General features: G+C 63.6%; 25 protein-coding genes, 1 tRNA gene and 1 pseudogene. 15 read left to right on the top strand and 12 right to left on the bottom strand.

The genetic code is table 11. The features are described 5' to 3' along the window. Positions 1 to 161 precede the first annotated feature (161 nt). Complete coding sequence (locus ACIPZB_RS22945; RefSeq protein WP_400642826.1) at positions 162 to 809, bottom strand: thiopurine S-methyltransferase; 648 nt, start codon at positions 807 to 809, stop codon at positions 162 to 164. 101 nt (positions 810 to 910) lie between these two features. Between ACIPZB_RS22945 and ACIPZB_RS22940 the strand changes: the two genes are divergently transcribed. Continuing rightward, the gene (locus tag ACIPZB_RS22940; RefSeq protein WP_400642825.1) at positions 911 to 1,678 is read left to right on the top strand and encodes a DODA-type extradiol aromatic ring-opening family dioxygenase; all 768 of its coding nucleotides are present in this window, start codon (positions 911 to 913) and stop codon (positions 1,676 to 1,678) included. A 170-nt stretch (positions 1,679 to 1,848) separates the two neighbouring features. Here ACIPZB_RS22940 and ACIPZB_RS22935 read toward each other — a convergent pair. Both ACIPZB_RS22935 and ACIPZB_RS22930 read right to left on the bottom strand, forming a co-directional pair. Continuing rightward, positions 1,849 to 3,568 (bottom strand): annotated as a pseudogene (locus ACIPZB_RS22935) (DEAD/DEAH box helicase). Between the two features lie 389 nt (positions 3,569 to 3,957). Continuing rightward, complete coding sequence (locus tag ACIPZB_RS22930; protein ID WP_400642823.1) at positions 3,958 to 4,713, bottom strand: spermidine synthase; 756 nt, start codon at positions 4,711 to 4,713, stop codon at positions 3,958 to 3,960. A gap of 118 nt (positions 4,714 to 4,831) precedes the next feature. Here ACIPZB_RS22930 and ACIPZB_RS22925 point away from each other — a divergent pair, with 118 nt between their 5' ends. Then, the gene (locus ACIPZB_RS22925; protein WP_400642821.1) at positions 4,832 to 6,178 is read left to right on the top strand and encodes a class II 3-deoxy-7-phosphoheptulonate synthase; all 1,347 of its coding nucleotides are present in this window, start codon (positions 4,832 to 4,834) and stop codon (positions 6,176 to 6,178) included. Here ACIPZB_RS22925 and ACIPZB_RS22920 read toward each other — a convergent pair. Together ACIPZB_RS22920 and ACIPZB_RS22915 are read right to left on the bottom strand one after the other, a co-directional pair. Beyond that, complete coding sequence (locus ACIPZB_RS22920; protein ID WP_400642820.1) at positions 6,159 to 7,379, bottom strand: winged helix-turn-helix domain-containing protein; 1,221 nt, start codon at positions 7,377 to 7,379, stop codon at positions 6,159 to 6,161. The two genes, ACIPZB_RS22925 and ACIPZB_RS22920, sit on opposite strands and share 20 nt — an antisense overlap. 133 nt (positions 7,380 to 7,512) lie before the next feature. After that, on the bottom strand, positions 7,513 to 7,731 hold the full coding sequence (locus ACIPZB_RS22915; protein ID WP_008092683.1) for a DUF1127 domain-containing protein: 219 nt from the start codon (positions 7,729 to 7,731) through the stop codon (positions 7,513 to 7,515). Between the two features lie 96 nt (positions 7,732 to 7,827). Here ACIPZB_RS22915 and ACIPZB_RS22910 point away from each other — a divergent pair, with 96 nt between their 5' ends. Then, a complete protein-coding gene (locus ACIPZB_RS22910; protein WP_400642818.1) occupies positions 7,828 to 8,679 on the top strand; it encodes a LysR substrate-binding domain-containing protein in 852 nt (283 codons plus the stop codon). Positions 8,680 to 8,791: 112 nt separating this feature from the next. On the opposite strand, the gene ACIPZB_RS22905 is transcribed toward ACIPZB_RS22910, so the two are convergent. After that, a complete protein-coding gene (locus ACIPZB_RS22905; RefSeq protein WP_400642816.1) occupies positions 8,792 to 9,541 on the bottom strand; it encodes a sulfite exporter TauE/SafE family protein in 750 nt (249 codons plus the stop codon). 113 nt (positions 9,542 to 9,654) lie between these two features. On the opposite strand from ACIPZB_RS22905, the gene ACIPZB_RS22900 reads away from it, so the two are divergent. The 3 genes from ACIPZB_RS22900 to ACIPZB_RS22890 all read left to right on the top strand — a co-directional run bounded on the left by ACIPZB_RS22900 (position 9,655) and on the right by ACIPZB_RS22890 (position 11,692). Then, the gene (locus ACIPZB_RS22900; protein WP_400642814.1) at positions 9,655 to 10,611 is read left to right on the top strand and encodes a LysR family transcriptional regulator; all 957 of its coding nucleotides are present in this window, start codon (positions 9,655 to 9,657) and stop codon (positions 10,609 to 10,611) included. Between the two features lie 55 nt (positions 10,612 to 10,666). Continuing rightward, on the top strand, positions 10,667 to 11,122 hold the full coding sequence (locus ACIPZB_RS22895) for a MarR family winged helix-turn-helix transcriptional regulator (protein WP_008092679.1): 456 nt from the start codon (positions 10,667 to 10,669) through the stop codon (positions 11,120 to 11,122). Positions 11,123 to 11,263: 141 nt separating this feature from the next. Next, positions 11,264 to 11,692 carry an organic hydroperoxide resistance protein gene (locus tag ACIPZB_RS22890; protein WP_400642812.1) on the top strand — a complete coding sequence of 143 codons (429 nt, stop codon included), beginning with the start codon at positions 11,264 to 11,266 and terminating at the stop codon, positions 11,690 to 11,692. A gap of 192 nt (positions 11,693 to 11,884) precedes the next feature. Here ACIPZB_RS22890 and efp read toward each other — a convergent pair whose 3' ends face one another. Next, entirely contained in the window at positions 11,885 to 12,454 is a 570-nt protein-coding gene (gene efp, locus ACIPZB_RS22885) for an elongation factor P (protein WP_008092676.1), read from the bottom strand. Positions 12,455 to 12,502: 48 nt separating this feature from the next. Next, complete coding sequence (gene earP, locus ACIPZB_RS22880) at positions 12,503 to 13,636, bottom strand: elongation factor P maturation arginine rhamnosyltransferase EarP (protein ID WP_400642810.1); 1,134 nt, start codon at positions 13,634 to 13,636, stop codon at positions 12,503 to 12,505. Positions 13,637 to 13,769: 133 nt separating this feature from the next. Between earP and ACIPZB_RS22875 the strand changes: the two genes are divergently transcribed. Both ACIPZB_RS22875 and ACIPZB_RS22870 read left to right on the top strand, forming a co-directional pair. Next, positions 13,770 to 14,156 (top strand): hypothetical protein, encoded by a 387-nt coding sequence (locus tag ACIPZB_RS22875; RefSeq protein WP_400642809.1) that lies wholly within the window; start codon positions 13,770 to 13,772, stop codon positions 14,154 to 14,156. A gap of 2 nt (positions 14,157 to 14,158) precedes the next feature. Continuing rightward, positions 14,159 to 14,629: a transcription elongation factor GreAB gene (locus tag ACIPZB_RS22870; RefSeq protein WP_400642808.1), complete on the top strand. Its 471-nt coding sequence runs from the start codon at positions 14,159 to 14,161 to the stop codon at positions 14,627 to 14,629. A 140-nt stretch (positions 14,630 to 14,769) separates the two neighbouring features. Here the strand turns inward: ACIPZB_RS22870 and ACIPZB_RS22865 are convergent, their stop codons facing one another. Continuing rightward, positions 14,770 to 15,708 carry a LysR substrate-binding domain-containing protein gene (locus ACIPZB_RS22865; protein WP_400642807.1) on the bottom strand — a complete coding sequence of 313 codons (939 nt, stop codon included), beginning with the start codon at positions 15,706 to 15,708 and terminating at the stop codon, positions 14,770 to 14,772. 117 nt (positions 15,709 to 15,825) lie between these two features. Between ACIPZB_RS22865 and ACIPZB_RS22860 the strand changes: the two genes are divergently transcribed. Beyond that, the gene (locus ACIPZB_RS22860; protein WP_008092669.1) at positions 15,826 to 16,575 is read left to right on the top strand and encodes a 3-oxoacyl-ACP reductase family protein; all 750 of its coding nucleotides are present in this window, start codon (positions 15,826 to 15,828) and stop codon (positions 16,573 to 16,575) included. Between the two features lie 54 nt (positions 16,576 to 16,629). Here ACIPZB_RS22860 and ACIPZB_RS22855 read toward each other — a convergent pair whose 3' ends face one another. Next, a complete protein-coding gene (locus tag ACIPZB_RS22855; RefSeq protein ID WP_400642806.1) occupies positions 16,630 to 17,508 on the bottom strand; it encodes a LysR family transcriptional regulator in 879 nt (292 codons plus the stop codon). A 106-nt stretch (positions 17,509 to 17,614) separates the two neighbouring features. On the opposite strand from ACIPZB_RS22855, the gene ACIPZB_RS22850 reads away from it, so the two are divergent. From ACIPZB_RS22850 to ACIPZB_RS22840, 3 genes are all read left to right on the top strand, one after another. Then, entirely contained in the window at positions 17,615 to 18,808 is a 1,194-nt protein-coding gene (locus ACIPZB_RS22850) for an MFS transporter (RefSeq protein ID WP_400642805.1), read from the top strand. 94 nt (positions 18,809 to 18,902) lie between these two features. Continuing rightward, on the top strand, positions 18,903 to 19,283 hold the full coding sequence (locus ACIPZB_RS22845; RefSeq protein ID WP_008092661.1) for a hypothetical protein: 381 nt from the start codon (positions 18,903 to 18,905) through the stop codon (positions 19,281 to 19,283). An 89-nt stretch (positions 19,284 to 19,372) separates the two neighbouring features. Next, a complete protein-coding gene (locus ACIPZB_RS22840) occupies positions 19,373 to 21,511 on the top strand; it encodes a TonB-dependent siderophore receptor (RefSeq protein WP_400642803.1) in 2,139 nt (712 codons plus the stop codon). Between the two features lie 163 nt (positions 21,512 to 21,674). Here the strand turns inward: ACIPZB_RS22840 and ACIPZB_RS22835 are convergent. Next, positions 21,675 to 21,764: transfer RNA gene (locus ACIPZB_RS22835), tRNA-Ser, on the bottom strand. Between the two features lie 290 nt (positions 21,765 to 22,054). Between ACIPZB_RS22835 and ACIPZB_RS22830 the strand changes: the two genes are divergently transcribed. The 3 genes from ACIPZB_RS22830 to ACIPZB_RS22820 all read left to right on the top strand — a co-directional run bounded on the left by ACIPZB_RS22830 (position 22,055) and on the right by ACIPZB_RS22820 (position 24,679). Further along, a complete protein-coding gene (locus ACIPZB_RS22830; protein ID WP_400642801.1) occupies positions 22,055 to 22,744 on the top strand; it encodes a crotonase/enoyl-CoA hydratase family protein in 690 nt (229 codons plus the stop codon). 180 nt (positions 22,745 to 22,924) lie between these two features. Beyond that, positions 22,925 to 23,644 carry a lysophospholipid acyltransferase family protein gene (locus ACIPZB_RS22825; RefSeq protein WP_400642799.1) on the top strand — a complete coding sequence of 240 codons (720 nt, stop codon included), beginning with the start codon at positions 22,925 to 22,927 and terminating at the stop codon, positions 23,642 to 23,644. 63 nt (positions 23,645 to 23,707) lie between these two features. Further along, positions 23,708 to 24,679 (top strand): magnesium and cobalt transport protein CorA, encoded by a 972-nt coding sequence (locus ACIPZB_RS22820; protein ID WP_008092652.1) that lies wholly within the window; start codon positions 23,708 to 23,710, stop codon positions 24,677 to 24,679. 103 nt (positions 24,680 to 24,782) lie between these two features. Here ACIPZB_RS22820 and ACIPZB_RS22815 read toward each other — a convergent pair whose 3' ends face one another. Beyond that, on the bottom strand, positions 24,783 to 25,517 hold the full coding sequence (locus ACIPZB_RS22815; RefSeq protein ID WP_400642798.1) for an amidotransferase: 735 nt from the start codon (positions 25,515 to 25,517) through the stop codon (positions 24,783 to 24,785). Between the last annotated feature and the right edge of the window lie 416 nt (positions 25,518 to 25,933).

The raw sequence follows: 25,933 nt of genomic DNA, 5'->3' as shown, positions 1-25,933 counted from the left end.
GTAAAGAAAAGGGCGACTTCGGTCGCCCTTATTCGTTTGTCTGTACCGGCCCTATCGCCGGCAAGCCGGCTCCCACAGGTACCCCACTGAGCCTGAGAGCAGTGGAGTCACTGTGGGAGCCGGCTTGCCGGCGATTGGGGCCAGAACAGACAACCCAAACATCAGAACCGTACGCGATAGACCCGCTCAACCAAGCGCTTCACCCCCGCCTGCAGGAACTTCGGGCTTTGCCCAATCACATCCACAGCCTCCACCTCCTCCACCTGCCAACCGGCAAACCCGCGCCGCACTTCCTCATCCGTCACCGAGAACGGCGGCCCGGCCAGCAATTCCTGCTGGTAGTCCAAAGTCACCAGAAGCCCACCACCCGAGGGCATCAGCTGTGAAAGCAAACGCATGTAGTCCGCCCGCATTTCCGGCGGCAGTGCGATCAACGCCGCACGGTCATAAAGCCCCACACAGTCCGCCACATCCTCGGCCCGCAAAGCAAAGAAATCCCCGCACCACAACTCCACCTCACCACTGCGCCAAACTTCGAATGCCCCGCGCTGCGAGACCTGCGCCTGCAGCCCCTGTTCGTGGAAGAAGTCTTCCACCGCCCGCCGCGAGAGCTCGACCCCCCGCACGCGATACCCCTGCCCCGCCAGCCAGACCAGGTCCAGGCTCTTGCCGCACAACGGCACCAGCACTCGGCTACCGGGGGCCAGGCCAAGCGCCGGCCAGTAGCGTTGCAGATAGGGGTTGGCCTGGGCCTGGTGAAAACCGATCTGGTTGTCGGCCCACTTTCGATGCCAGAACGCCGGCTCCATGTTTCCTCCTGGTTTTTCGATGGTTTGGGCAAAAATCTTATATTGGATGTCGATCGGTAACTGATCGAAGATGGCTGCATCTTAACCTTCAGGACCTCACCATGCTGCCCAGCCTGTTCATTTCCCACGGTTCCCCCATGCTTGCCCTGCAACCCGGTGCCAGCGGGCCGGCGCTGGCCGGATTGGCTAATGTGCTGCCACGGCCCAAGGCGATCGTGGTGGTGTCGGCGCACTGGGAAAGTCGCGAGCTGCTGGTGACCGGTAATCCGGCGCCTGAGACCTGGCATGACTTCTACGGCTTTCCTGCAGCGCTGTATGCCGTTCAGTACCCCGCGCAGGGCCAGCCGCAATTGGCCACGAACGTCAGCGAGCGGCTGAACGCCGCCGGCCTGCCGGCGCGCGTGGATGCCCAGCGGCCATTCGATCATGGCGCCTGGGTGCCGATGTCGTTGATGTATCCCGATGCGAGCATCCCGATGGTCCAGGTGTCACTGCCTAGCCAGCTCGGGCCTGCACTGCAGGTGAAGGTCGGCCAGGCCTTGGCAGGGCTGCGCGAGGAAGGCGTTCTGCTGGTCGGGTCCGGGAGCATTACCCATAACCTGGGCGAGCTTGACTGGCATGCCGGGCCAGAGGTGATCGAGCCCTGGGCGCGGGCGTTTCGTGATTGGGTGGTGGAGAAGCTGGGCGGGGATGACCGGGCTGCACTGCTGGACTTCAAGCAGCAGGCGCCGTTTGCGTTGCGCAACCATCCCAGTGATGAGCATTTCCTGCCGCTGTTCTTTGCCCTGGGGGCTGGAGGCAAGTTTGGCATCGTTCATCAGGGGTTTACCCTGGGGGCGCTGGGGATGGATATTTATCGGTTCGACTGAAGGGCGCCGGGGGCGCTTTGCGCCCCTTTCGCGACACAAGGCCGCTCCTACAGCGGATCGCATTTCTCTGTAGGAGCGGCCTTGTGTCGCGAAAGGGCTGCATAGCAGCCCCAGAAATGCAGACAAAAAAATCCCCGACCTAGGCCGGGGATTTTTTCATTGCGCCAGGATCAATCCTCGCGGTACCGACGCAGCTTCAGCTGCTTGCCGGCCACGCGGGTGTCCTTGAGCTTGGTCAGCAGACGCTCCAGGCCATCTTCCGGCAGCTCGATCAGGCTGAAGCTGTCACGCACCTGGATACGGCCGATAGCGTCACGGGCCAGGCCACCTTCGTTGAGGATCGCACCCAACAGGTTCTTGGCAGCGATACCATCACGGGCACCCAGGGCGGTACGGCAACGCACGCGGCCTTCAGCCAGTGGCATCGGCGCACGACGCTCGCGATCGCGGTCACCACCCTCGCGGCGCTCGCCACGGTCAGCACGTTCGGTGCGCTCACCACGCGGGGCGAAGCTCGGCACCAGCGGCTGCTCGCGCTCTACCGCACCCAGGTCCAGCGCCTGGCCATTGGTGGCCTTGCGCAGCAGGGCCGAAGCCAGGGCACGCGCGCTGCAGCCCAGGTCGGCGGTCAGGCGGTCGAACAGCTCACCATGGGTAGCTTCCGATTCAGCCACCAGCGGCGCCAGGCTCATGGTCAGCTTCTTGATGCGTGCGTCCAGTACAGCCTGGGCGTTCGGCAGGCGTGCTTCGGCAACTTTCTGCCCGGTCACGCGCTCGATTACCTGCAGCATGCGGCGCTCACGCGGGGTGACCAGCAGCAGTGCACGGCCTTCGCGACCCGCACGGCCGGTACGGCCGATACGGTGAACGTAGGATTCCGGATCGTACGGCATGTCCACGTTGAACACGTGGGTGATGCGCGGTACGTCCAGACCACGGGCAGCGACGTCGGTGGCGACGACGATGTCCAGACGGCCATCCTTGAGCGAGTCGATCACGCGCTCACGCTGGTTCTGGGCGATGTCGCCGTTCAGCGCAGCAGCCTTGTAGCCCTTGGCTTCCAGCGCGGCGGCCAGGTCCAGGGTGGCTTGCTTGGTACGCACGAAGGCGATCAGCGCGTCGAACTCTTCCACTTCCAGCAGACGCAGCACAGCCGGGATCTTCTGGTCAGCGTGGACCATCAGGTGAGCCTGGTCGATCGCGGTGACGGTCTGGGTCTTGCTCTGGATCTTGACGTGCTTGGGTTCACGCAGGTGACGTTCGGCGATCGAGCGGATCGACGACGGCAGGGTTGCGGAGAACAGCACGGTCTGACGCGAGGCAGGGATGGCGTCGAAGATCACTTCGAGGTCGTCCATGAAGCCCAGTTTGAGCATTTCGTCGGCTTCGTCCAGTACCAGGTACTGCACGGTGGACAGGACTTTCTCGTCACGACGCAGGTGGTCGCACAGACGGCCCGGGGTGGCCACGACGATTTGCGCGCCGTTGCGGATTGCGCGCAGCTGTGGGCCCATCGGGGCACCACCATAAACGGCCACTACATTAACGCCTGGCATCTGCTTGGCGTAGGTTTCGAAAGCGGTGGCTACTTGCAGCGCCAACTCACGGGTTGGCGCAAGGATCAGGGCTTGCGGTTCGCGCTTGCTCACATCGATCTTGTTGAGGATCGGCAGGGCGAAGGCAGCGGTTTTGCCGGTGCCAGTCTGCGCCTGGCCGATCATGTCGTGACCGGCGAGGATGATCGGGATCGATTGTTGCTGAATGGCGGACGGCTCTTCATAGCCGGTAGCCAGAACGGCAGCAACAATATTCGGATTAAGATCGAGAGCGGCGAAGCCGCCGGTTTCCTGGGTCATGGGTCTGCCTCTAGGTGCATCCGCAAAGACCCATGCTCCAAAGCTGCACATGCCTTGAAAGACCAAAAGGTCACCCAGGCAGCTTTGGCGGCGGGGATTTGCGAAAACGATTGAAAAAGAAAACTTGGGAAGGTCCGCCTAGCGGACGTGCAGCCGAAGCTGGACTCGGAGGATTTGCACCACCTGATTTTGAGGTCCGCTAAAAGACCGGCGCGTACTATACCCGAATTAACAGAAGGAAGTGAGGAATATTTTCGAGGTTGACGGCCAGTATCGGGCCATCAGCGATGAGTGGCTGAAACGTTACTTCTTTAGTGACTTTACCGGCCCTATCGCCGGCAAGCCGGCTCCCACAGGAGGGCGGTGGTGACCCTGTGGGAGCCGGCTTGCCGGCGATAGGGCCAGAAGCCTCACAGCCTATCTTCAGGTAGCCGCCCGAATCTCCCGGATCAACCCCTCCAGGCTGTACCCCAACAGCGGCGCCAGGGCCTCTGCCCGCACCCGCACCCCCTCAAGGTCCAGCTCCTGATCCAGATCCGCCGGCACCAGCAGGATCACATTGCCCTCCTTCACCGGCAGCTCCCAGTAATGCCGGTGATACAACCCGCGCAGCAGCGCCGCGCCCAGGGGCCTGCCGTCATCGCTGGCCCACTGGTTGATCACCAGCCAACCGCCGGGGTTGAGCTGCTTCTGGCAGTTTTCCAGAAAGGTCCAGGCCAGGTGCCCGACGCCCGGCCCGTGGTCGGTGTACAGGTCGACGAACAACAGGTCGGTCTTCTCCGCCGTGGGCAGCAGCTCCAGGGCGTCGCCAATGCGCACGTACAGCCGCGGGTCATCATCCAGGCCCAGGTATTCCATGGCCAGGCGCGGCACGTCCGCGCGCAACTCGATCGCCTCGATGTCTTCAAGCGGCAGGAACTTCATGCAGGCCTGGGTCAGGGTACCGGCCCCCAAGCCAAGAAACAGCGCGCTTTCCGGCTGTGCATGGCACAACGCCCCGACCAGCATGGCGCGGGTGTAGTCGTACTCCAGCCAGCTGGGGTCGGCGGTAAACACGCAGCTCTGCTCGATGGCATCGCCGAACTCAAGGAAGCGGTAGTCGTCCACCTCGTACACGCTGATCACGCCAAAGGCATCCTCGACCCGGGCCAACAGCCGCTCTTCCCGCTCCGTCGCCATGTACCTGCCACCTGCCCGCGCAAAAGCGGGCATTGTCCGACAACACCCTCGATGCAACAAGCTCAGCGGCAACTGTTACCATGGCAGGCATGCCCAAACCGACAATACCGAGCCTGTGATGAACCGACCGTGGAGCCCTGACAGCTGGCGTGCCCTGCCGATCCAGCAGCAACCGACCTACCCCGATGCCGAGCACCTGCTCAAGGTCGAGCAGACCCTGGCCAGCTACCCGCCGCTGGTGTTCGCCGGGGAAGCGCGTGAGCTGCGCCGGCAGTTCGCCGAAGTCACCGAAGGCCGCGCCTTCCTGCTGCAAGGCGGCGACTGTGCAGAAAGCTTCGCCGAGTTCTCGGCAGCGAAGATCCGCGACACCTTCAAGGTGCTGCTGCAGATGGCCATTGTCATGACCTTTGCCGCGGGCTGCCCGGTGGTCAAGGTCGGGCGCATGGCCGGGCAGTTCGCCAAGCCACGCTCCTCGGGCGACGAGACCCTCGGCAACGTCACCCTGCCGGCCTACCGTGGCGATATCGTCAATGGCATCGGCTTCGACGAAAAAAGCCGCGTGCCGGACCCGGACCGCCTGCTGCAGGCCTACCACCAGGCCACGGCCAGCCTCAACCTGCTGCGTGCCTTCGCCCAGGGCGGTTTCGCCGACCTGCACCAGGTGCACAAGTGGAACCTCGACTTCATCGCCAACTCGGCGCTGGCCGACAAGTACCACCAACTGGCCATCCGCATCGACGAAACCCTGGCCTTCATGCGCGCCTGCGGCCTGGACAACGCCCCGCAACTGCGCGAAACCAGCTTCTTCACCGCCCACGAAGCGCTGCTGCTCAACTACGAAGAAGCCTTCGTGCGCCAGGACAGCCTGACCGGCGACTACTACGACTGCTCGGCGCACATGCTGTGGATCGGCGACCGTACGCGCCAGCTCGACGGCGCCCATGTCGAGTTCCTGCGCGGTGTGCACAACCCGATCGGGGTCAAGGTCGGCCCGAGCATGAACCCTGAAGAGCTGATCCGCCTGATCGACACCCTCAACCCGGACAACGACCCCGGCCGCCTCAACCTGATCGTGCGCATGGGCGCCGGCAAGGTCGGCGATCACCTGCCAGGGCTGATCCGCAGTGTCGAGCGCGAGGGACGCAAGGTGCTGTGGAGCTCCGACCCGATGCACGGCAACACCATCAAGGCCAGCAGCGGCTACAAGACCCGCGACTTCGCGCAGATCCTCGACGAAGTGAAGCAGTTCTTCCAGGTGCACCAGGCCGAGGGCAGCCATGCGGGCGGTATCCATATCGAAATGACCGGACAGAACGTTACCGAGTGCATCGGTGGCGCCCGTCCGATCACCGAAGATGCGCTGTCAGACCGCTACCACACCCACTGCGACCCACGGATGAACGCCGACCAGTCGCTGGAGCTGGCGTTCCTGATCGCCGAGACCCTCAAGCAAGTGCGGCGCTGAGCAACGCCCGGCGCAACTGGCTGCCCTCCTCGCGCGGGCAGTTCAGTTGCACCCGCTCCAGGCCCAGCCACTGGGCCAGGCGCAGCAACTGCGCCGCCAGCGCCTCATAGCCCACCTCGCCCAACCCGTCTGCCTCGGCATGCACGGCGTGCACCGCCAGCTGCCCCAGCGCCCGCTCGGCGCGTAAATCCACACGAGCCGCGATGCGTTCATCGAACAGGAATGGCAGGACGTAATAGCCATACACACGCTTGTGAGCAGGCGTGTAGATCTCCAACCGATAGCGGAAATCGAACAGACGCTCGGTGCGGTTGCGTTCCCAGACCAATGAATCGAAGGGCGACAGCAAGGCGCTGGCCTCGATTCGCCGGGGGATACGTGGCGTGCCTGCGCAGTAGGCGGGTTGCTTCCAGCCCTGCACCTGTAGCGCTTGCAGGCGGCCATCGGCGATGAGTTCGGCCAGTGCTGCCCTGCCCTGCGCAGGTTCCAGGCGAAAGTAGTCGCGCAGGTCGCGCTCGGTCGCCACGCCCAAGGCGGTGGCGGCGTGCAGCATCAGGCCTTGGTGCGCTTCGGCCTCGCCAGGCTGGGGCTGATCGAGGATGGCCCGAGGCAGCACGTTGTCCGGCACATCGTAGAGCCGCTCGAAGCCACGCCGCCCCGCCACTGTCACCTCGCCTGCGGCGAACAGCCATTCCAGCGCATGCTTCTCCTCGCTCCAGTCCCACCAGGGGCCGGCCCGTTCCTGGCGCGTCGACAGGCTGCCTGCGCCCAGGGCCCCTTGTTCGCGCACCGCCGCCAGCACCCGGGCGATCACGTCCTGGCGCTCGCGGCCGAATTGCGCGAGCTGGCGGTAGATGCCACGGCCGTCGGCAGCGTGGGCCATGCGCCAGCGCAGCATGGGGTAGAGACTCAGCGGCAACAGCGAGGCCTCATGGCCCCAGTATTCGAACAGCTGGCGTTGGCGGCCGCGGCCCCAGGCGAGTTGGTCGAGCATCTCGGGGGCGTAGTCGCCCAGGCGGGAGAACAGCGGCAGGTAGTGGGAGCGGACCAAGGCGTTGACTGAGTCGATCTGCACCACGCCCAGGCGTTGCAGCATGCGCTTGAGGCCAGGCAGCGTCGGGGGGGATTGTGGCTGTTTGCCGAAGCCCTGGGCGGACAGCGCCAGGCGCCGGGCCTGGTTGATGGACAGGTTGAGGGGCAATGGTTGTACCTCCCTGCAGGTGCGTTGTCCCTCTAGTGTCCTCACTGACCCTATCGCCGGCAAGCCGGCTCCCACAGAGAGAGAGCAATGCTGTACCTGTGGGAGCCGGCTTGCCGGCGATAGGGCCACTGCATTACTTACGCAGCGGATCATCCCAGAAATGCCGATCAGCCTCTTGCTGGATGTCCGCCCGGCTCAACCCCAGGTCGTGCAATGTCGCATCGCTGAGGCTGGCCAGCTCGCGGCGTTGACGGTACAGCTCGTACCAGCGCAGCGACCGCCCAAGGGCGACGTGCAACAGGTGGTTCAGGGAAAAGGCAGGATGCTGGATGCTGCTGACATGACCTTTCATCGTGAAGCCCTCCGTGTTGATGGCTCCAGTCTCACGCCAGGCTTAAGATCAATCCAACGAATGTTTCTGATGCCATGCATCTCGGAGATTGATGCAATGTCCCAGTACCAGAGCCTCGATGCCGACGTGCTGCGCACTTTCGTCGCCATCGCCGAGCAAGGCGGCTTCACCCGCGCCGGTGAAGTGGTCAACCGCACCCAGTCGGCCGTCAGCATGCAGATGAAGCGCCTGGAGGAAGACATCCTGCAGCGCCAGCTGTTCGAGCGCGACGGCCGCCAGGTGCGCCTGACCGCCGAAGGCCAGGTGCTGCTGGGCTATGCCCGGCGCATCCTCAAGCTGCATGGCGAAGTGTTCAATACCCTGCGCATGCCGCACATGGTCGGGATGGTGCGCATTGGCACACCCGACGACTACGCCATGCGCTTTCTGCCGACCATCCTGTCCAGCTTTGCCAAGGCCTATCCGCTGGTGCAGGTAGAAGTGCATTGCGATTCGTCGAAGCAACTGATGCTGCGCCAGGACCTGGACCTGACCATCGTCACCCGCGAGCCGGGCAACGAGATAGGCCAGCTGCTGCGCCAGGAGCGCCTGGTGTGGGCCGCTGCCGAAGGCTTCTGTCCGCAGGAACAACGGCCGATACCACTGGCCCTGTTCAACACCGACTGCTTCTGCCGCGCCTGGACCTGCAATGCCCTGGAAGCCCAGGGCATCGAGTACCGCATCGCCTACACCAGCCCCAGCCTGGCGGCGATCTTTGCCATCATCACTGCGGGGCTCGCGGTGACGGCGCAGTTGCAGAGCTTGATTGGCGGCAATATCCGCATTCTGGGCGAGCAGGATGGATTGCCGCAGTTGCCGGTGGCCAATGTGATGCTGCTGCGCAATACGCAGACCCAATCACCCATTACCGATTGCATGGCTGATTACATCGTCGAAGGGTTCCAGTGAGCTGGGGGCGCCTTGCGCCCCTTTCGCGACACAAGGCCGCTCCTACAGGTATCGCGCGCCTCTGTAGGAGCGGCCTTGTGTCGCGAAAGGGCCGCAAAGCGGCCCCAAAATCTCAAAGCTCAAACCCCAACATCACCGCACACACCACCAGAAACCCACAGAACATCCCCCGCAACACTTTCTCCGGCAGCGCATGCGCCAGCCGCACCCCCCAGCTGATACTCAAAAGCCCACCCACCGCCAACGGAATCCCCACACTCCAATCAACACTCTGGTGCACCCCATACGTCAGCAACGTTACCGTGGTGCTCGGCGCCGCCAGCGCCAGCGACAGCCCCTGCGCCACCACCTGGGTCGTGCCGAATACGCTGGTCAGGATCGGCGTGGCCACCACCGCGCCGCCCACCCCGAACAAACCGCCCATGGCCCCGGCAAAGCTTCCCAACACCCCAAGCCATGGCCAGGGATACCGCAACTCTGTGCTCGCCGGCGGCACCTTGAGAAACATCCGCGCCACATTCCAGATCGCCAGCGCCACCAGGAAACCGACGAAGCCCAGGCGCATGGACTGCGCATCGATACCCACCGCCCAGATCGAGCCCAACCAGGCGAACAGGAAGCTGCACAGCGCCAGCGGCAGCGCATGGCGCAGTTCGATGCGGTTGCGCTGGTGATAGCGCCACAGCGCCAGCAACACGTTCGGCACCACCATGACCAGGGCCGTGCCCTGCGCCAACTGCTGGTCGAGTCCAAACAACACACCCAAGGCCGGGATGGCGATGAGCCCGCCGCCAATGCCGAACAGCCCACCCATGGTGCCCAGGCCAGCGCCCAAGGCGATATACAACAACCACTCGATCATCAGGGCCTCATCCGCCTGCGTTGTTAATGCGAGCATGCTAACGATTGGGGGCTGGCACGGAAACGCACAGCCACGCACAATGGCTATGCGTTTTATGCAAAAGCGAAGTTGCCATGAGCCCGGATACCCTGACCGACCAACTGAGCCTGTTTCTCGATGTACTGGAGGCCGGGAGCTTTTCTGCCGCCGCCCGTCGCCATCCGCTGACCCCGTCCGCCGTGGCGCGGCGCATCGACAACCTCGAAAACGCGGTCGGCAGCCGCCTGTTCACCCGCAGCACCCATGCGGTGCGCGCGACCCCCGCTGGCAAGGCCTTCGCCGAGCGCGCTCGGCGCATCATCGAGGAACTGCGCCTGGCTCGCGCCGAGGCGGTGTCACTGAGCAATGCCCCGGAAGGCCTGATCCGCATCGATGCGCCCGCGGCCTTCGGCCGCCGCCACCTGGCACCGGCCATCGCCGACTTCCTGGTGGCTTACCCAGGCCTGGACGTGCAACTGCGGCTGATCGACAGCTTCGTCGACCTGCACGGCAGCCACCTGGGCGAAGTCGACCTGGTGCTGCGCGCCGGCCCCCTGGCCGATACCCGACTGGTGGCCACCCCGCTGGCGTACATGGTGCGCATCGCTTGCGCCAGCCCCGCCTACCTGGCCAGCCGCGGCATGCCCGATTGCCCGAGCGAACTGCCCGAGCACGACGGCCTGGACTGGGACGGCCTGGCACCGCCCTTCGCCTGGCGCTTCACGGTCGACGGCCAGCCGCGCCAGCTTCGCCCTTCACGCATGCGCATGACCGCCAACAACGCCGAAACCTTGTTGTTCGGCGCCCTTGCCGGTCTGGGCATCGCCCACTTGCCGACCTGGCTGATCAGCGACTACCTGCTGCGCGGCGAACTGGTGCCGCTGTTCTGCCACAACGGCCTGCCCGCGGCGGAGACCAGCGGTATTTATGCGCTCCGTCTGGAACATGAAACGAACTCTCGCAGTCGCTTGCTGCTCGAATTCCTCAAGAGCCGCTTCAGTCCGATCCCTCCTTGGGACCTGGCCTTGCGCAGCGAACTACGCTGGCAATGAGCGCACTAACCATCAGCGTGCTAGATTTCTCTATCGATGACATTCAAGGACCTGCATGAACGCCGACACCCAAGCCTCTTGTGACGAGCTGCTGCTGGACAACCAGGTCTGTTTCGCCCTGCACTCCACCTCGTTGCTGATGACCAAGGTCTACAAGCCACTGCTTCAGGCACTGGGCCTGACCTACCCGCAGTACCTGGCCATGCTCGTGCTGTGGGAGCAGGACGGCCGCACGGTGGGCGAAATCAGCCAGCACCTGCTGACCGACCCCGGTTCGCTGACCCCGCTGCTCAAGCGCCTGGAGAGCGAAGGCCTGCTCGAGCGCAACCGCAGCCGCGAGGACGAACGGGTGGTGCTGGTGCACTTGACCGACAAAGGACGCGCCCTGCAACAGCAGGCCAAAGCAGTGCCACCGTGCATTCTCAAGGCCAGCGGACGTAGCCTTGAACGCCTGCAGCAGCTGCAGGCCGACCTGCTGGACCTACGCGAAAACCTGCAAAAACACCTCTGAGGGCTAAGCTGTGAGATGCCCGTTCCGATGGACGGCGAGCATTTATCTTGCGCGCAAATTAATTGCGCGCTAAGTTAAATCCCGTACCCACCCGGCGCACCTGCATCGACCAGAGCGCCCAGCACACTCGCGAGGTTCACCATGCAAAAGGTCACTCCCCTGTACATCGCAGAAGCCACCTCCACCGGCGGTCGCGACGGCAAATCCCGCTCCAGCGACGGCAAGCTGGAAGTCAAGCTGAGCACCCCCAAGGAACTGGGCGGCGCGGGCGGTGACGGCACCAACCCCGAGCAGATGTTCGCGGCCGGGTACTCGGCCTGCTTCATCGGCGCACTGAAGTTCGTCGCCGGTCAGGAGAAAAAACAGCTGCCCGCCGACGCATCGATCACCGCCAAGGTAGGCATTGGCCAGATCCCCGGTGGCTTTGGCCTGGATATCGACCTGAACATCAACCTGCCGGGGCTGGCCCAGGCCGAGGCAGAAAGCCTGGTACAGAAAGCGCACCAGGTTTGCCCTTACTCCAACGCCACCCGCGGCAATGTGGATGTACGGTTGAACGTAACAGTCTGAAGCCCCTGATTTTCCCTGTGGGAGCTGGCTTGCCAGCGATAGGGCCCTGACAGGCAATTCAAGTTGCCTGCCCTGGCCTCATCGCTGGCAAGCCAGCTCCTACAGGGATCGCGCAAGCTTTCGGATTGTGAAATTGCAGGCACAAAAAAACCCGGCCAAGGCCGGGTTTTTTTGTGCTCATCACAAGAAGAATTACTTCTTGGAACGGCCCTTGAAGCTGTTGTCGCGAGTGTCGATGTCGATCCACTCGTCGATCTGGATGAAGTCGGCAACCTGGATCTCGGTGCCGTTCTTCAGTTTGGCAGGCTTCATGACCTTGCCGGAGGTGTCGCCGCGAGCAGCGTTCTCGGTGTAGACAACCTGACGGCTGATGGTGGTCGGCAGTTCAACCGATACCAGGCGGCCTTCGAAGAAGACGGCTTCACAGATATCTTCCATGCCTTCTTCGATGTACGGCAGAACGGCGTCGATGTCTTCGGCGTTCAGTTCGTACATGGTGTAGTCGGAGGTGTCCATGAAGGTGTACGAGTCACCGCTGATGAACGACAGGGTCGCTTCTTTGCGATCCAGGATCACGTCGTCCAGCTTGTCGTCCGCACCGTAGACGGTTTCGGTCTTGTAGCCGGTCAGCAGGTTCTTCAGCTTGGTCTTCATGATCGCGCTGTTGCGACCCGACTTGGTGAATTCAGCTTTCTGAACCAGCCACGGGTCGTTGTCGATCCGCAGTACGGTACCGGGTTTCAGTTCTTTACCAGTTTTCATTACGAAGTATCCGAATCTGGATGGATTTATAAAAATCGAGGCCGCGTATCATAGCGAATTTCGGTAAAACTGTACTAGCGCCTTGGCGAGGTCCGGCCGAGCGGCCTGCCGGGCCGCCCAGTCACGGGCATGCTGCTGCAGTTGCGCCCAGTGTTTGCGGGCCCCTTGCCAGGCTTGGCCCATGTCGTCGCCCATGTTCCACGCACGCCACAATGCCATCAGCGCCTGTGCGGCATCGTCTGACAAGCCCTGGCGATAATGGCCAAGGAACGCGTCGAGCTTTTCCCAATGGGCATTTTCCTCCTGCACATAGATGTGCCAGAGCATGGGCCGCCCGGCCCACTGCGCGCGCACGAACGAGTCCTCACCGCGCACCGCGTTGAAGTCGCAGCACCAGAGCAGGCGGTCGTAGTCATCCTGGCTGACGAACGGCAGGATCTGCACGGTCAGCGCGCCGCGCTGGTGCAGGTCGCCCACCTTCAACCCAGGCTCACCGAGCCAATTGCCAAGGTCGCCAAGGATACGCCCGCGCGGCACCAGCAGGTGCGTGGCGCAGGTGTCCGTGGCCAGCGCATCGAGCCAGGCGCCCAGTTGCGGGTTTTCGTAGGCGAACAGCGAGATCAGCTGCGCATCGTCCCGCACCTGCACGCCCAGCCCCTGCAAGAATGCCGTGCGCGCCTGGGCAGACTGCTGCAACGCGTCCCGCCGCGCCAGCAACGAGGCTTCACGCAGCAGCCCACCGGTCTTGTCGGTGAAACCAGGAAAGAAAAACACCTTGCGCAGGCCATTGGGCTGGGGCGACGGCAGGCCATGGCAACCTTCGACCCAGTCCTCGGCGCTGAGGTAGTCGAGGTTCAGCCACAACGGCGGCGTGGCCAGGGCGCGCATCGCGTCGACGTACTGCGCCGGCAACTGGCAGGCAAAGGCACCGATGACCACCTCGGCCGGCTGCACAGGCTGCCACGCGGCCGGCCATGCGCGTACGTCGACCCCCTCCTGCCACTGCTGCGCCGCAGCCGCGTCAGCGCCCGGGCACATCGGCACGAAGGCGTTCAGGTCGTCCACCCACAAGCGCACTGCCAGATCGTGCTCGGCCACCAGTTGCCGCGCCAGGCGCCAGGTCACACCGATATCGCCATAGTTGTCGACGACGGTGCAGAAAATGTCCCAGGTGACCTTCATGTGCCCATCCCACTGCCTGCGCCAAAACCGCGAATTCTGCGGCCAAATGGTCGCCGACAAAAGTACCGGCGCTGAAATTCCGTCCGATGCCATGCGACAATGGCCCCTCGACCCGCCCTGCCAGGAGGCCGCCATGCCCCGCCATCGTGAACTGAAGATCACCCTCAAGCCACTGCAGCTTATCCTCTGCGTGGCGTTCGGCCTGTGGCTGGGCGCCGTGGCCATCGCCTTGAGCCTGTGGCTGGCCGTGCAGCGCTGGCCCGAGCATGTGCAACCGCTGGCCCAGGCTGTCGCCCCGGCCGTTGTGCGGCCCGCGCCCGCACAACCTCCGGATGCGCAAGCCCAGATGTTCGAACGCTACCAGGACATCTTGCACAAGCAGGAGCTGCAGCAGGCTGCCGAGGCCGCTCAGGGCAACCCACGCAATCTGAACAGCCCCAAGTGCCAGTTCTGGCTGTCGCAGAACCGCACTGCACCGACCGACAAGAGCCAGGCCAACGTGCTGGAGTTCTGTTACTGATCATGGACAAGACCACCCTGCTCGCCCGCATCAATGCCGCGCTGGAAGCGGATATGGAAGTCTTGCGCCGCGCCGCCCAGACCGCCTATGAAGCCGCCACCGCCAAAGAGAACGTCGCCGAGAACAAGTACGACACCCTGGGCCTGGAGGCGTCGTACCTGGCCACCGGCCAGGCCCGGCGCACGGCTGAGATTCGCCAGGCGTTGCTGACCTACCAGCAGTTGCTGTTGCGTGACTATGACCCGACGCGCGGCGTGCAGGTGAGCAACCTGGTGACGCTGGAGGATGAGGATGGCGCGCAGCGGTTGCTGTTCCTCGGGCCGGAGGCGGCCGGATTGAAGATTGGCGAGGGCGCGGAGCGGGTGACCGTCATCACCCCGCGCTCGCCGTTGGGGCAATTGCTGGTAGGCAAGAAGATCGATGATGAGGTGAGCCTGGGTACGCAGGTTTTCTTCGTCACTGAGGTTGTCTGAACCGGCCCAATCGCCGGCAAGCCGGCTCCCACAGGAATTGCGTCGACTTTTAGAAATTGAGCAAGACAGTTGCTCCCACAGGTACCCCACCGAGCCCTGTGGGAGCCGGCTTGCCGGCGATTGGGCCAGCCCTGACACCATTACCCCTCAGCCAACGCATCAAACCGCCCGGCCAACCCCCGCTCGGCAAACTGCTCCACCACAAAGTCGATGAACGCCCGGGTCTTCCCCGGCAACAGCTTGTGCCCGGCGTAGTACAAACTGATATGCCCATCGTCCACATACCAGTCCGGCAACACCCGCTGCAGCGCCCCGCTGTCCAGATAAGGCACGGCAAACGGCAAGCTGACCAGGGCGATGCCCAAGCCCTGCACGGCCACAGCACAAGCCGCATCCGAATCGCTCATGGTCATCGCCTGGCGCAACAGCAATGGCTGCTGCTCCTGCCCGCGACTGGTCAGCGGCCACGAGCGCACGCGCCCGGTTTGCGGTGAGCGGATCAAAATCCCGTCATGGCGCTGCAGCAGCTGCGGATCTTCGATCGGCGCGTGCCGCTCCAAGTACCCAGCCGACGCCACCAATACCCGGTGCGCCACTGTCAGCTTGCGCGCCACCACCCCGGGCGGCAGCTCGAAACCACCGCCAATGGCGGCATCGAAACCCTGGCCGATCAGGTCGACCTGGCGGTTGTCGAAATGCCAATCCGGCGTGATCGCCGGGTAACGGCGCAGGAACTCGCCGAGCAACGGCAGCACATAAAGCCGGCCGAACACCGTGCCCATGCTCACCCGCAACAGCCCCGCCGGCTGGCCTTCGGAACTGGCCAGGTTGGCGACCGCGTACTGGATGGTACGGAAACTGTCACTCACTTCACCGAGAAAACGCTGCCCCGCTTCGGTCAGGGTCAGCTTGCGCGTACTACGCTGGAACAGCCGCACCCCAAGGCGCGCTTCCAGCTGGGCGACATGCTTGCCCACTGCCGCCGGGGTCAGGCTCAGGCGCCTGGCCGCCTCGGCGAAACTGCCGACCTCGGCGCTGCGGATGAAACACTCGAGGGCGCTGAAGGATTCTGTGGCCATGATTACCAACCAAAGGTTCACTCTGCTGATAGTGATTGCGATCTTATCAGTTGGTAATCAACGGTCGATACTGCGTCCATCCAAGGCACTCGGCCTTGCTTCCAGCAGGAGATCAGCATGTCCAAGCAACTTACACTCGAAGGCAAAGTGGCCCTGGTCCAGGGCGGTTCGCGTGGTATCGGCGCCGCCATCGTTCGCCGCCTGGCCCGTGAAGGCGCACAGGTAGCCTTCACCTATGTCAGCTCCGAAGGCCCGGCCCAGGCCCTGGCCGAGGAAGTCCAGGCAGCCGGCGGCAAGGCCCTCGCCCTGCGCGCCGACAGTGCCGATGCCGCCGCCGTACAGCTGGCGGTGGACGACACCGTCAAAGCCTTCGGCCGCCTCGACATCCTGGTCAACAACGCCGGCGTACTGGCGGTAGCACCGCTGGCCGAATTCGACCTGGCGGACTTCGACCGCACCCTGGCGATCAACGTGCGCAGCGTGTTCGTGGCCAGCCAAGCCGCCGCTCGTTACATGGGCCAGGGCGGGCGCATCATCAATATCGGCAGCACCAATGCCGAGCGCATGCCGTTTGCGGGCGGGGCACCGTACGCCATGAGCAAGTCGGCGCTGGTCGGCCTCACCAAAGGCATGGCACGCGACCTGGGCCCGCAGGGGATTACCGTGAACAATGTGCAACCGGGGCCGGTCGACACCGACATGAACCCGGCCAGCGGCGAATTCGCCGAGAGCCTGATTCCGCTGATGGCGATTGGGCGCTACGGGCAGGCAGACGAGATTGCCAGCTTCGTCGCCTACCTGGCAGGGCCAGAGGCCGGGTACATCACCGGAGCCAGCCTGACCGCCGACGGTGGCTTCGCAGCGTGATCGAATGGGTTGCCGCTATGGGCCTGCGAAAAGGCCAGCAGCGGCAACCCCCTTTCAGCCTGGTGTCAGGTGCTGCTCCAGCATCTCCAGAAACGCCCGCGCTGCAGGCGTCGGGCTGTTCGACCACACCGCATACAAATGCCGCACCGGCGCATCGGCCAACCGCGCGACCGCCACCCCCTGGATCCCCTGCGCCACCCGCTCGGGCACCAGCCCGACGGCCATGCCACGCTGCACGAACTTCTCTACCAGACGAATATGCCCGATCTCGAACTGCACCCGCCGCACCAGCCCCGCCGCCTGAAAGGCTTCATCGGTCTGCCGCCGCGCCCCCGTACCCTCCGGGAAGTCCACCAGCACTTCGTCGGCCAGATCGGCCAGCGCCAGCTGCGCCCTGCCCGCCAGGCGATGGCCCAGCGGCAGCAACGCCACCAACGCCTCCCGCGCCAGCAAACGGTGCTGTACGCCCTGCAGCGCTTCGCCCTGCCACAAGCCGATAAAGCCCACATCCAGGCGCCGCTCACAGACGTCGGCCACCAGCAGCTCGCTCTTGGCGGTGAGCCAACGCACGTCCACATCCGGGTAGCGGTCGTGGAATACCGCCAGCAGCTCGACCAGGTCCAGCGCAGTGAGCGAACTGATCTCGCCAATCGACAGTCGCCCACGCACCTGGCCACAGGCGGCGGCCACGTCATCGGCAATCCGCCCGGCGGCCTCGACGGCAGGGCGGGCGCTGAGCACGAAAGCTTCGCCAGCTGGCGTCAGGCGCACCCGCCGCGAACTACGCTCGAACAGGCTGACACCCAACTGCGCCTCCAGACGCGCCACCTGGTGGCTGAGTGCCGATTGCACCACATGGCAGCGTTCGGCCGCGCGGGTAAAGCTGCCGGTGTCGGCCACGGCCAAGGCATATTCGAGCTGCTTGAGGTTCATTGATCTATCTGCTTTCGAGATGGATAGGCTGAAAACTATACATTGGTGTCATGCTTTATCGTTCCAGATACTGATTGTCACCACCACTGTCCGCAACGAGATTGCCATGAACACCCCGACCTTAAGTCGTGCCCTGATCCTGCTGATGGCTACCGCTACTGGCCTGGCCGTGGCCAGCAACTACTACGCCCAACCGCTGCTGCACAGCATCGCCGAGCAGTTTGGCCTGAGCACCGCCAGCGCCGGCAGCATCATCATTGCCGCCCAGCTCAGCTACGGTGCCGGCCTTTTGTTACTGGCGCCCCTGGGTGACCTGTTCGAGCAACGCCGACTGATCGTGGTGATGACCACGATCTCCACCCTGGGCCTGGTCATCAGCGCCTGCGCACCCAGCCTGCCCTGGTTGTTGCTCGGTACGGTGCTCACCGGCCTGTTCTCGGTAGTGGCGCAAATCCTTGTACCCCTCGCCGCGACCTTGAGCGCACCCGAGCAACGCGGCCGTGCGGTAGGCACGCTGATGAGCGGCCTGCTGCTGGGCATTTTGCTGGCTCGAACCGCCGCAGGCTTCATGGCCGAACTGGGTGGCTGGCGCAGCATCTATGTGCTGGCCGCCGCGCTCATGGCCGTGGCCGCCATCGCCCTGTACCGCAGCCTGCCGCAACACGACAGCCATGCCGGCCTGAAATACCCCGCGCTGATTGGCTCGGTGTTTCGCTTGTTCGCGCAAGAGCCGGTGCTGCGCCTGCGTTCGCTGCTGGGCCTGCTGGCGTTCAGCCTGTTTGCCTTGTTCTGGACGCCCTTGGCGTTTCTCCTGGCCAGCGAGCCCTACCACTATTCCGATGCGGTGATCGGCCTGTTCGGCCTGGCCGGTGCGGCGGGTGCGCTGTCGGCCAACTGGGCCGGGCGCCTGGCAGACCGCGGCAAAGGCTCACTGGGCACTACTGTGGGCCTGGTGGCCTTGTTGCTGGCATGGGTACCGCTGGGCTTTGCTCAGCAGTCGCTGGTGGCCTTGCTGCTGGGCGTGCTGGTGCTGGACCTGGCCGTGCAGCTGGTGCATGTGAGCAACCAGAATGCCGTGATCGCGCTGCGACCTGAAGCACGCACGCGCCTCAATGCCGGCTACATCACCTGTTATTTCATCGGCGGCGCGCTAGGCTCGTTGCTGGGCACGCAATTGTTCCAGCATCAGGGCTGGATGGGCATCGTGGTCGCCGGATTGTCGATCGGGGCATTGGCACTGGTGGTGTGGGCTTGCGCCGAGCGCAAGCGCCAACGCGCCCTGCAGGCTCCCGCGACATAGCACCGCTACCCTCCGTCGCCTGCTCGTTGACTTGCCTGCCCCGGCGGCGCTCAGTAGGCGCTGGTCAAAGCCCTATCACTGACAGGACGACTCAATGACAAGACTCACGGTGCAATCCGGCGATTTCTTGCAAGGTGAAGGTGAATTTCGCAACGGATCGCTCACACTCAAAACCCCGCGCAGCCCCTCGCCTGGCGAGCGGATCTCCCTGGCCCGCATCAGCGAGCTGCGCCTTGCCAGCCTGGAATTCAACCGCAGCCTGGGTACTGCCATCGGCTGGGGCGTGGCCGGCGCCCTGGTGGCCGGCCCAGTGGGGTTGCTGGCCGGGCTCTGGCTGGGCGGCAAAGAAGAAGAAGCCACCTTCCTGGCCACCTTCAAGGATGGCCGCAAGCTGATGGCGATCACCGACGGCAAGACCTGGTCGAAGATCGACGACAGCTGGCGTCAGCACCAGCGGGCCGCCAACTCAGACTGAGGTGCTTCGGGTAACATGGCGACCTTTTGACCGCACCGCGCCTTTCCTGGGAAGGCGCGGTGCGGTTTTCGCCATTCAAGGACCCGGTAATGCCCCTGCCTCACCCTCGCCTGCCCCTGAGCCTGCTCAGCCTGGGCCTGGCCTTGCACTGCCCCAATGGAATGGCCGAAGACAGTGTCGTACTGGCCCCACTGCAGGTTTCCGACACCTACGGCGACGAGGGCTACCAGGCGCGTGAAGCCTCGGTGGGCGGGTTCCAGGCCACGCCGCTGCTCGATACGCCCGCAGCGGTCAGCGTGTTCAACCGACAGCTGATCGAAGACCGCCAGGTGCGTCTGCTCAGCGAAGTCCTGCACAGCGACGCCTCGGTCGGCGAAAGCTACGCGCCCATCGGCTACTACGAAAACTTCAACGTTCGCGGCTTCGAGCTCAATGCCGCCAGCAGCTACCGCATCAATGGCCAGACCATCGCCGGCGAGCAGAACGTAGCGCTGGAAAACAAGCAGCAGGTCGAGTTGCTCAAAGGCTTGTCCGGGCTGCAAAGCGGCGTGTCGGAGCCCGGTGGGCTGATCAACTACGTGACCAAACGCGCCGAGGATGTGCGCAGCGTGACGGTCTCGACCAACGCGCAGGGTGAACGCTACCTGGCCACCGACCTCGGCGGCTGGTTCGGCAGCGAGCGCCAGTTCGGTCTGCGCGCCAACCTGGCCCACGAGGACATCCGCGCCTATGTGGACCACGCCGATGGCCAGCGCGACTTCGCCTCACTGGCGTTCGACTGGCAGATAAGCCCCGCGGCCACCCTGCAGCTGGATGCCGAGTACCAGCATCGCGAGCAGCGCTCGGTGCCCGGTTATCAGCTTCTCGGCGGTACCGAGGTGCCCCACGGCATCGACCCGGATGACCGCCTGGCCTATCAGCACTGGGCCAAACCTGTGCAAAACGACTCGCTGAACCTGGGCGGGCGCTTCGAATATCGATTCAGCGATGCCTGGAGCGGCACCCTCAGTGCTTCTCGCAGCAAAGTGGTCATCGATGACTACAGCGCCTTTGCCTGGGGCAGCGAAGGCGGCTGGCAGTCGCACTTCAGCCCGGAGGGCGACTACGACATCTACGATTTCCGCAGCCCCGACGACACGCGCCGTACCGATGAGGTCCAGGCCATGCTCAACGGCCACTTCGACGCATTCGGCGTCGGCCATGAGTTGACCGTCGGCAGCAGCGCGCAACGCCGCACCCTCGACCAGCGCCCCTACTACAACGAGCTGGTCGGCAGCGGCAACATCTACACCGGCGCACCGGCCGTGCCGCCTTCGGACAAGCCGATCGGCGCTAGCGAACGCCGCCTCGACAGCCGCCAGTACGGGCTGTTCGTCAGCGACCGTATTACGTTCAGCGACCACTGGCAGGCCGTGCTCGGCGCCCGTGAAGTGCGCCTGGACGAACAGACCTGGGACGAAAACGGTGTCGCCGGGCGCCATACCCAGCAATACCAGCTGCTACCCAATGCCGCGCTCATTTATAAGCCGCGCCCCGATACCATCCTGTACGCCAGTTATGCCAAAGGTTTGTCGGCAGGTGGAACGGCGCCGTGGTATGCCAGCAACGCCGCTGAAATTCTCGCCCCCACCCTTTCCCACCAATTGGAGCTGGGCATCAAGCGCGATTGGCAAGGCATGAGTTTCAACGCTGCCCTGTTCCAGATCCGCCAGGCCTACCAGTACGCGCGACCGGAGGGGGATGGCAGCTTCACCTACGTGCAGGAGGGGCAGCAGAAAAACATTGGCCTTGAGCTGGGCGCCAGCGGCTGGGTGACTTCGAACCTGCAGCTGCAGGCCAGCGCCGCAGCGATCCGCGCCCGGGTCGAAAACAGCGGCACCGCCGCCTACGAGGGCCATCAGGCGATCAACGTGCCGAACCTGCGCGCCGCCGTGCAGGCCGACTACAGCCTGCCGGTGCCGGGCCTTGCGTTGCTCGGCGGCGCACGCTACAGCGCCAGCAAGTATGCGAGCCAGGCGGGTAATGTCGAAGTGGGCGGCTATACCGTGTTCGATGTCGGTAGCCGCTATCGCACGCGTATCGGGGGGTATGACACGGTGCTGCGGCTGACGGTGGATAACGTGTTCGACAAGCGCTATTGGCGGGATGTGGGGGACTACCTGGGCGACAACTATCTGTTCCAGGGGGCGCCGCGTACGGCTCGGCTGTCGGCTTCGATTTTTTTTTGATGCTTTTGGGGCTGCTTCGCAGCCCTTTCGCGACACAAGGCCGCTCCTACAGGAAGATCGCGCCCGCCTGTAGGAGCGGCCTTGTGTCGCGAAAGGGCCGCGAAGCGGCCCCAGAATGCAAAAAGCCCCCGAACTTTTCAGCTCGGGGGCTCTTCGCAGAATGTGGCGGTGAAGAAGGGATTTGAACCCTTGATACGATTTCTCGTATACACACTTTCCAGGCGTGCTCCTTCGACCACTCGGACACTTCACCGTTTTCCCTTCAAGGCTTTCACCCTGTCGAGGCGCGCTAATTTAGTGGAAGAGCTTTTCTTTGGCAAGCATTTTTTTCAAATTTTTCATGCATTTAAGCCAACCCACTGAAAAACCGAGGCTGCCAGGGCAATGCTGCCAAATTCGCCTGCGCTTTTACTGCCTGCCAACACACTGCCCCGGCGCGGCAAGGCGTGGAGCCTGCGCGCTGACTGGCTGGTCAGCCTTGCTGCTTTACCTGGCTCGCGCCGCTGGGTAACGTCGTCGCCACGCCACTTAAAGGACTCTGTCATGAGCGAGCTGATTACCTACCACGCCGAAGACGGCATCGCGACCCTGACCCTGAACAACGGCAAGGTCAACGCCATCTCCCCGGATGTCATCGCTGCCTTCAATGCCGCCCTCGACCGCGCCACCCAGGAACGGGCCGTGGTGATCATCACCGGCCAGCCGGGCATCCTCTCTGGCGGCTACGACCTCAAGGTGATGACTTCTGGCCCCCAGCAAGCGGTCAGTCTGGTCACCGCCGGCTCCACCCTGGCCCGACGCCTGCTGTCGCACCCGTTCCCGGTGATCGTTGCCTGCCCAGGCCACGCGGTGGCCAAGGGTGCCTTCCTGCTGCTGTCGGCCGATTACCGGATCGGTGTCGAAGGCCCGTACAAGATTGGCCTGAACGAAGTGCAGATCGGCATGACCATGCACCACGCGGGCATCGAGCTGGCGCGCGACCGCCTGGGCCGTGCGGCCTTCCACCGCTCGGTGATCAATGCCGAGATGTTCGAGCCCAAGGACGCGCTGGATGCCGGCTTCCTCGACAAAGTGGTGCCGGCCGAGCAACTGCACGAAACCGCACTGGCCGTGGCGCGCGAGCTGAAAAAGCTCAACATGCTGGCGCACAAGAACACCAAGCTGAAGGTGCGCAAAGGGCTGCTCGATACGCTGGATGAAGCGATCGGGCTGGACCAGGGGCATATGGGCTGACCTTCACGGCCCTATCGCCGGCAAGCCGGCTCCCACAAGTACAGAGCAGGTCTTGAAGCCTGCGCGTTCTCTGTGGGAGCCGGCTTGCCGGCGATAGGGCCAGCGCAGATACACACCAAGGTTTGCCCCCGCCAGTGCACATCCGTACACTGCGCCGCGACTTCTGGTGTGAGTTGTACAATGCTCTACTCCCTTCGCATGCTCCTGCTGGCGCTGCACTTTTTGCTGGTAGGTTTCATCGGTCTGCTGATCGGCCTGCTGCGCCCCTTCAACCGCGACAACAGCCGCGTGTTCGCCCGCCTCTACAGCGTGCCCGCCACCTGGCTGATGCGCATCAAGGTCAAGGCCGAGGTCGGCCCGCTGTGGGACCAACCGCCCGGCTGCGTGATCGTCGCCAATCACCAATCCAACTTCGACCTGTTCATCCTTGGCCATGTGGTGCCGCAACGCACCGTTGCCATCGGCAAGAAGAGCCTCGGCTGGATTCCACTGTTTGGGCAGTTGTTCTGGCTCGGCGGCAACGTGCTGATCGATCGCAGCAACGCCTACCAGGCACGCAAGGCCATGCAGGTGACCACACGGATCCTGCGTGACGACACCTCGATCTGGATCTTCCCGGAAGGCACGCGCAACCCCGAGGAGCAATTGCTGGCGTTCAAGAAAGGCGCCTTCCACATGGCCATCGAGGCCGGCGTGCCGATCGTGCCGGTGTGCGTCAGCCGCTACACCCGCCGCCTGAGCCTGAACAGCTGGCGCCAGCGCACGGTGATCGTGCGCTCGCTGCCACCGATCGCCACCGCCGGGCTCAGCCAACAGGACGTGCCGGCCTTGGTCGAGCAGTGCCGCACGCAGATGCAGCAGTGCATCGACCGCATGGAAGGCGAGCTGGCCAACCACTAGGTTGCTCTTGGGCCCACTACAGCCCAAGCTGTAACCCGTGTGCAACCGAACAAGTGGATCACCATGGGTCGAGTCGTGGCATCGGCGGTGTACGCCGCCGGCAGGAAGGTCACCAACATCAGCATCGATGAAGGCAGCGAGTGGGCGCGCAAGCCTGGGCATTTCGTCTGGATCGGCCTGGAAGAACCCAACGCCGAGGAACTGGCCAACCTGCAGCGCCAGTTCAACCTGCACGAACTGTCCATCGAGGACGCGCTGGAAAAACACAGCCGGCCGAAGCTTGAAACCTTCGGCGACGCGCTGTTCATCGTCACGTATTCGCCCGTGCGCCATGAGGGCAAGCTGGAGTTCATCGAAACCCACATCTTCGCCGGCAACGGTTACATCATCACCTGCCGCAATGGCCACTCCAAGTCCTATGCCCTGGTGCGCCAGCGCTGCGAAGCGCGGCCATTGCTGCTCGAACATGGCGAAGATTTCGTGCTCTACGCCCTGCTCGACTTCGTCACCGAGAACTACCAGCCGGTCAGCGAAGCGATCCATGGGGAAATCGAAGAGCTGGAGCAAAGCGTGCTCGGTGGCTCGCTGCAGGAAGAAGACATCAGGCGCCTGCACAGCCTGCGCCGCGACATCCTGCGCTTGCGCCGCTACGTGGCACCGATGGTGGAAGTGAGCGAGGAACTGCAGCGGTTGAGCTTCCCGTTCATCGACAAGAACATGCGCCCGTATTTTCGCGACGTGCAAATCCACGTCACGCGGCAGATGGAGGATTTGGCCGGGATCCGCGATATCGCCAGCCAGACCATCGAGATCGGCATGCTGCTGGAGTCGTCACGGCAGAGCATCGTGCAGCGCAAGTTCGCGGCATGGGCGGCCATCCTGGCGTTTCCCACGGCGATTGCCGGGATCTACGGGATGAACTTCCAGAACATGCCGGAGCTGGGGTGGCAGTACGGGTATTTCGTGGTGCTGGGGGTGATTGGGGTGGGGTGTTCGGGCTTGTATGCCAGCTTCAAGAGATCTGGCTGGCTGTGAGGGCCTCATCGCCCCCACAGGTATCCCAGTGCTCTCGGGCTAGTGGGTTATCTGTGGGAGCCGGCTTGCCGGCGATTGGGCTGCACAGCAGCCCCAAACTCGATCAGGCCGCGCTATCGCTGGCCTTGCCCGACTGCTGAACGAATCGCATCATCCACTCGCCCACCAGATCGCCCTGGTGCTCGCTCGCCAGGCTCGCCACCGCCTTGTGGTACACCTCGTCGCCCAGGTAATCCTGGCGTGCATCGAGCAGCGCCCGCGAGTAGTCATGGACGAACTCCGGATGCCCCTGGAAGCACAGCACCTGATCCCGAATGTGGTACGCCGCGTTCGGGCAGAAATCGCTCGAGGCGATCACCGTGGCACCCTCCGGCAGCTCGGTCACCTGATCCTGGTGGCTGATCAGCAGGGTCAGCTCGGACACTTCCGGGTCCATCCACGGCGCATGCGCCGCCAGCGAGTAACGGTGAATGCCCACACCCCAACCTTTGTCGGCGCGTTCGGCCTTGCCCCCCAGGGTCAGCGCCAGCAGTTGATGGCCGAAGCACACACCCAGCAGCTTCTCGCCACGCTCGTACAACTTCAAGAGGTAGGCCTTGAGCGTCTGGATCCAGGGATCGGAGCCGAACGAATCGGCCTTGCTGCCCGTCACCAGGTAGGCATCGAAGCGCGCTTCGTCGGGGGGGTAGACGCCGTTCATCACGTTGTACACACAAAACTCGGCTGCGATCGGCTGCCGCGAGAAGAGCTGCTCGAACATCCTTCCGTAGCCCTGGTACTGCGCGGTCAACTCCGGTCGCAGGACATCGGTTTCAAGGATGCAGATGCGTAACGACATAGGGATAGTCCTGAACGACATGAGTGGGAATCTGTTGTAGAGACTGACGCGAAAGACACGTACAAGCAAGTAGGCTGCACTGACGAACGGTCACATTTTGTCGGACAACTTTACCCGCAAGTGCAGCCGTCTAGGAAGGACATGCCAGCGAGCTGGCCCTTGGCCTCATAGCAGAAAGCGATTTCAATTTTATTCAATAGAACAAAGGGTTCTGAAACAGGGATGACGTTGCCCCTACTGTTGGTTGTATATCGATTTCAAGAGGTATTCAGTACCGGCGTGCAAGGCACGCCACTGTGATCGACCCCAACGTGACAGGAAGCCAAACGGGTATTCAGGAATAACAACAAGAAGGCGGTCCGCCATGTTCAGACAATCGAAACTTCGCCAAGCTGGGCTCATTCTGTTCGCCACGA

It is taken from the genome of Pseudomonas sp. NPDC089396 (genome assembly GCF_044749545.1).
Taxonomy (GTDB): Bacteria; Pseudomonadota; Gammaproteobacteria; order Pseudomonadales; family Pseudomonadaceae; genus Aquipseudomonas.
Note: the sequence above shows the minus strand (reverse complement) of the source record. Positions and strands in the feature narration are given on the sequence as shown.

What these genes read in the sequence shown, in the direction of transcription:
- ACIPZB_RS22945 (WP_400642826.1), bottom strand. Translation starts at nt 809, where the DNA reads ATGGAGCCGGCGTTCTGGCATCGAAAGTGGGCCGACAACCAGATCGGT.
- ACIPZB_RS22940 (WP_400642825.1), top strand. Translation starts at nt 911, where the DNA reads ATGCTGCCCAGCCTGTTCATTTCCCACGGTTCCCCCATGCTTGCCCTG.
- ACIPZB_RS22930 (WP_400642823.1), bottom strand. Translation starts at nt 4,713, where the DNA reads ATGGCGACGGAGCGGGAAGAGCGGCTGTTGGCCCGGGTCGAGGATGCC.
- ACIPZB_RS22925 (WP_400642821.1), top strand. Translation starts at nt 4,832, where the DNA reads ATGAACCGACCGTGGAGCCCTGACAGCTGGCGTGCCCTGCCGATCCAG.
- ACIPZB_RS22915 (WP_008092683.1), bottom strand. Translation starts at nt 7,731, where the DNA reads ATGAAAGGTCATGTCAGCAGCATCCAGCATCCTGCCTTTTCCCTGAAC.
- ACIPZB_RS22910 (WP_400642818.1), top strand. Translation starts at nt 7,828, where the DNA reads ATGTCCCAGTACCAGAGCCTCGATGCCGACGTGCTGCGCACTTTCGTC.
- ACIPZB_RS22905 (WP_400642816.1), bottom strand. Translation starts at nt 9,541, where the DNA reads ATGATCGAGTGGTTGTTGTATATCGCCTTGGGCGCTGGCCTGGGCACC.
- ACIPZB_RS22900 (WP_400642814.1), top strand. Translation starts at nt 9,655, where the DNA reads ATGAGCCCGGATACCCTGACCGACCAACTGAGCCTGTTTCTCGATGTA.
- ACIPZB_RS22895 (WP_008092679.1), top strand. Translation starts at nt 10,667, where the DNA reads ATGAACGCCGACACCCAAGCCTCTTGTGACGAGCTGCTGCTGGACAAC.
- ACIPZB_RS22890 (WP_400642812.1), top strand. Translation starts at nt 11,264, where the DNA reads ATGCAAAAGGTCACTCCCCTGTACATCGCAGAAGCCACCTCCACCGGC.
- efp (WP_008092676.1), bottom strand. Translation starts at nt 12,454, where the DNA reads ATGAAAACTGGTAAAGAACTGAAACCCGGTACCGTACTGCGGATCGAC.
- earP (WP_400642810.1), bottom strand. Translation starts at nt 13,636, where the DNA reads ATGAAGGTCACCTGGGACATTTTCTGCACCGTCGTCGACAACTATGGC.
- ACIPZB_RS22875 (WP_400642809.1), top strand. Translation starts at nt 13,770, where the DNA reads ATGCCCCGCCATCGTGAACTGAAGATCACCCTCAAGCCACTGCAGCTT.
- ACIPZB_RS22870 (WP_400642808.1), top strand. Translation starts at nt 14,159, where the DNA reads ATGGACAAGACCACCCTGCTCGCCCGCATCAATGCCGCGCTGGAAGCG.
- ACIPZB_RS22865 (WP_400642807.1), bottom strand. Translation starts at nt 15,708, where the DNA reads ATGGCCACAGAATCCTTCAGCGCCCTCGAGTGTTTCATCCGCAGCGCC.
- ACIPZB_RS22860 (WP_008092669.1), top strand. Translation starts at nt 15,826, where the DNA reads ATGTCCAAGCAACTTACACTCGAAGGCAAAGTGGCCCTGGTCCAGGGC.
- ACIPZB_RS22855 (WP_400642806.1), bottom strand. Translation starts at nt 17,508, where the DNA reads ATGAACCTCAAGCAGCTCGAATATGCCTTGGCCGTGGCCGACACCGGC.
- ACIPZB_RS22850 (WP_400642805.1), top strand. Translation starts at nt 17,615, where the DNA reads ATGAACACCCCGACCTTAAGTCGTGCCCTGATCCTGCTGATGGCTACC.
- ACIPZB_RS22845 (WP_008092661.1), top strand. Translation starts at nt 18,903, where the DNA reads ATGACAAGACTCACGGTGCAATCCGGCGATTTCTTGCAAGGTGAAGGT.
- ACIPZB_RS22840 (WP_400642803.1), top strand. Translation starts at nt 19,373, where the DNA reads ATGCCCCTGCCTCACCCTCGCCTGCCCCTGAGCCTGCTCAGCCTGGGC.
- ACIPZB_RS22830 (WP_400642801.1), top strand. Translation starts at nt 22,055, where the DNA reads ATGAGCGAGCTGATTACCTACCACGCCGAAGACGGCATCGCGACCCTG.
- ACIPZB_RS22825 (WP_400642799.1), top strand. Translation starts at nt 22,925, where the DNA reads ATGCTCTACTCCCTTCGCATGCTCCTGCTGGCGCTGCACTTTTTGCTG.
- ACIPZB_RS22820 (WP_008092652.1), top strand. Translation starts at nt 23,708, where the DNA reads ATGGGTCGAGTCGTGGCATCGGCGGTGTACGCCGCCGGCAGGAAGGTC.
- ACIPZB_RS22815 (WP_400642798.1), bottom strand. Translation starts at nt 25,517, where the DNA reads ATGTCGTTACGCATCTGCATCCTTGAAACCGATGTCCTGCGACCGGAG.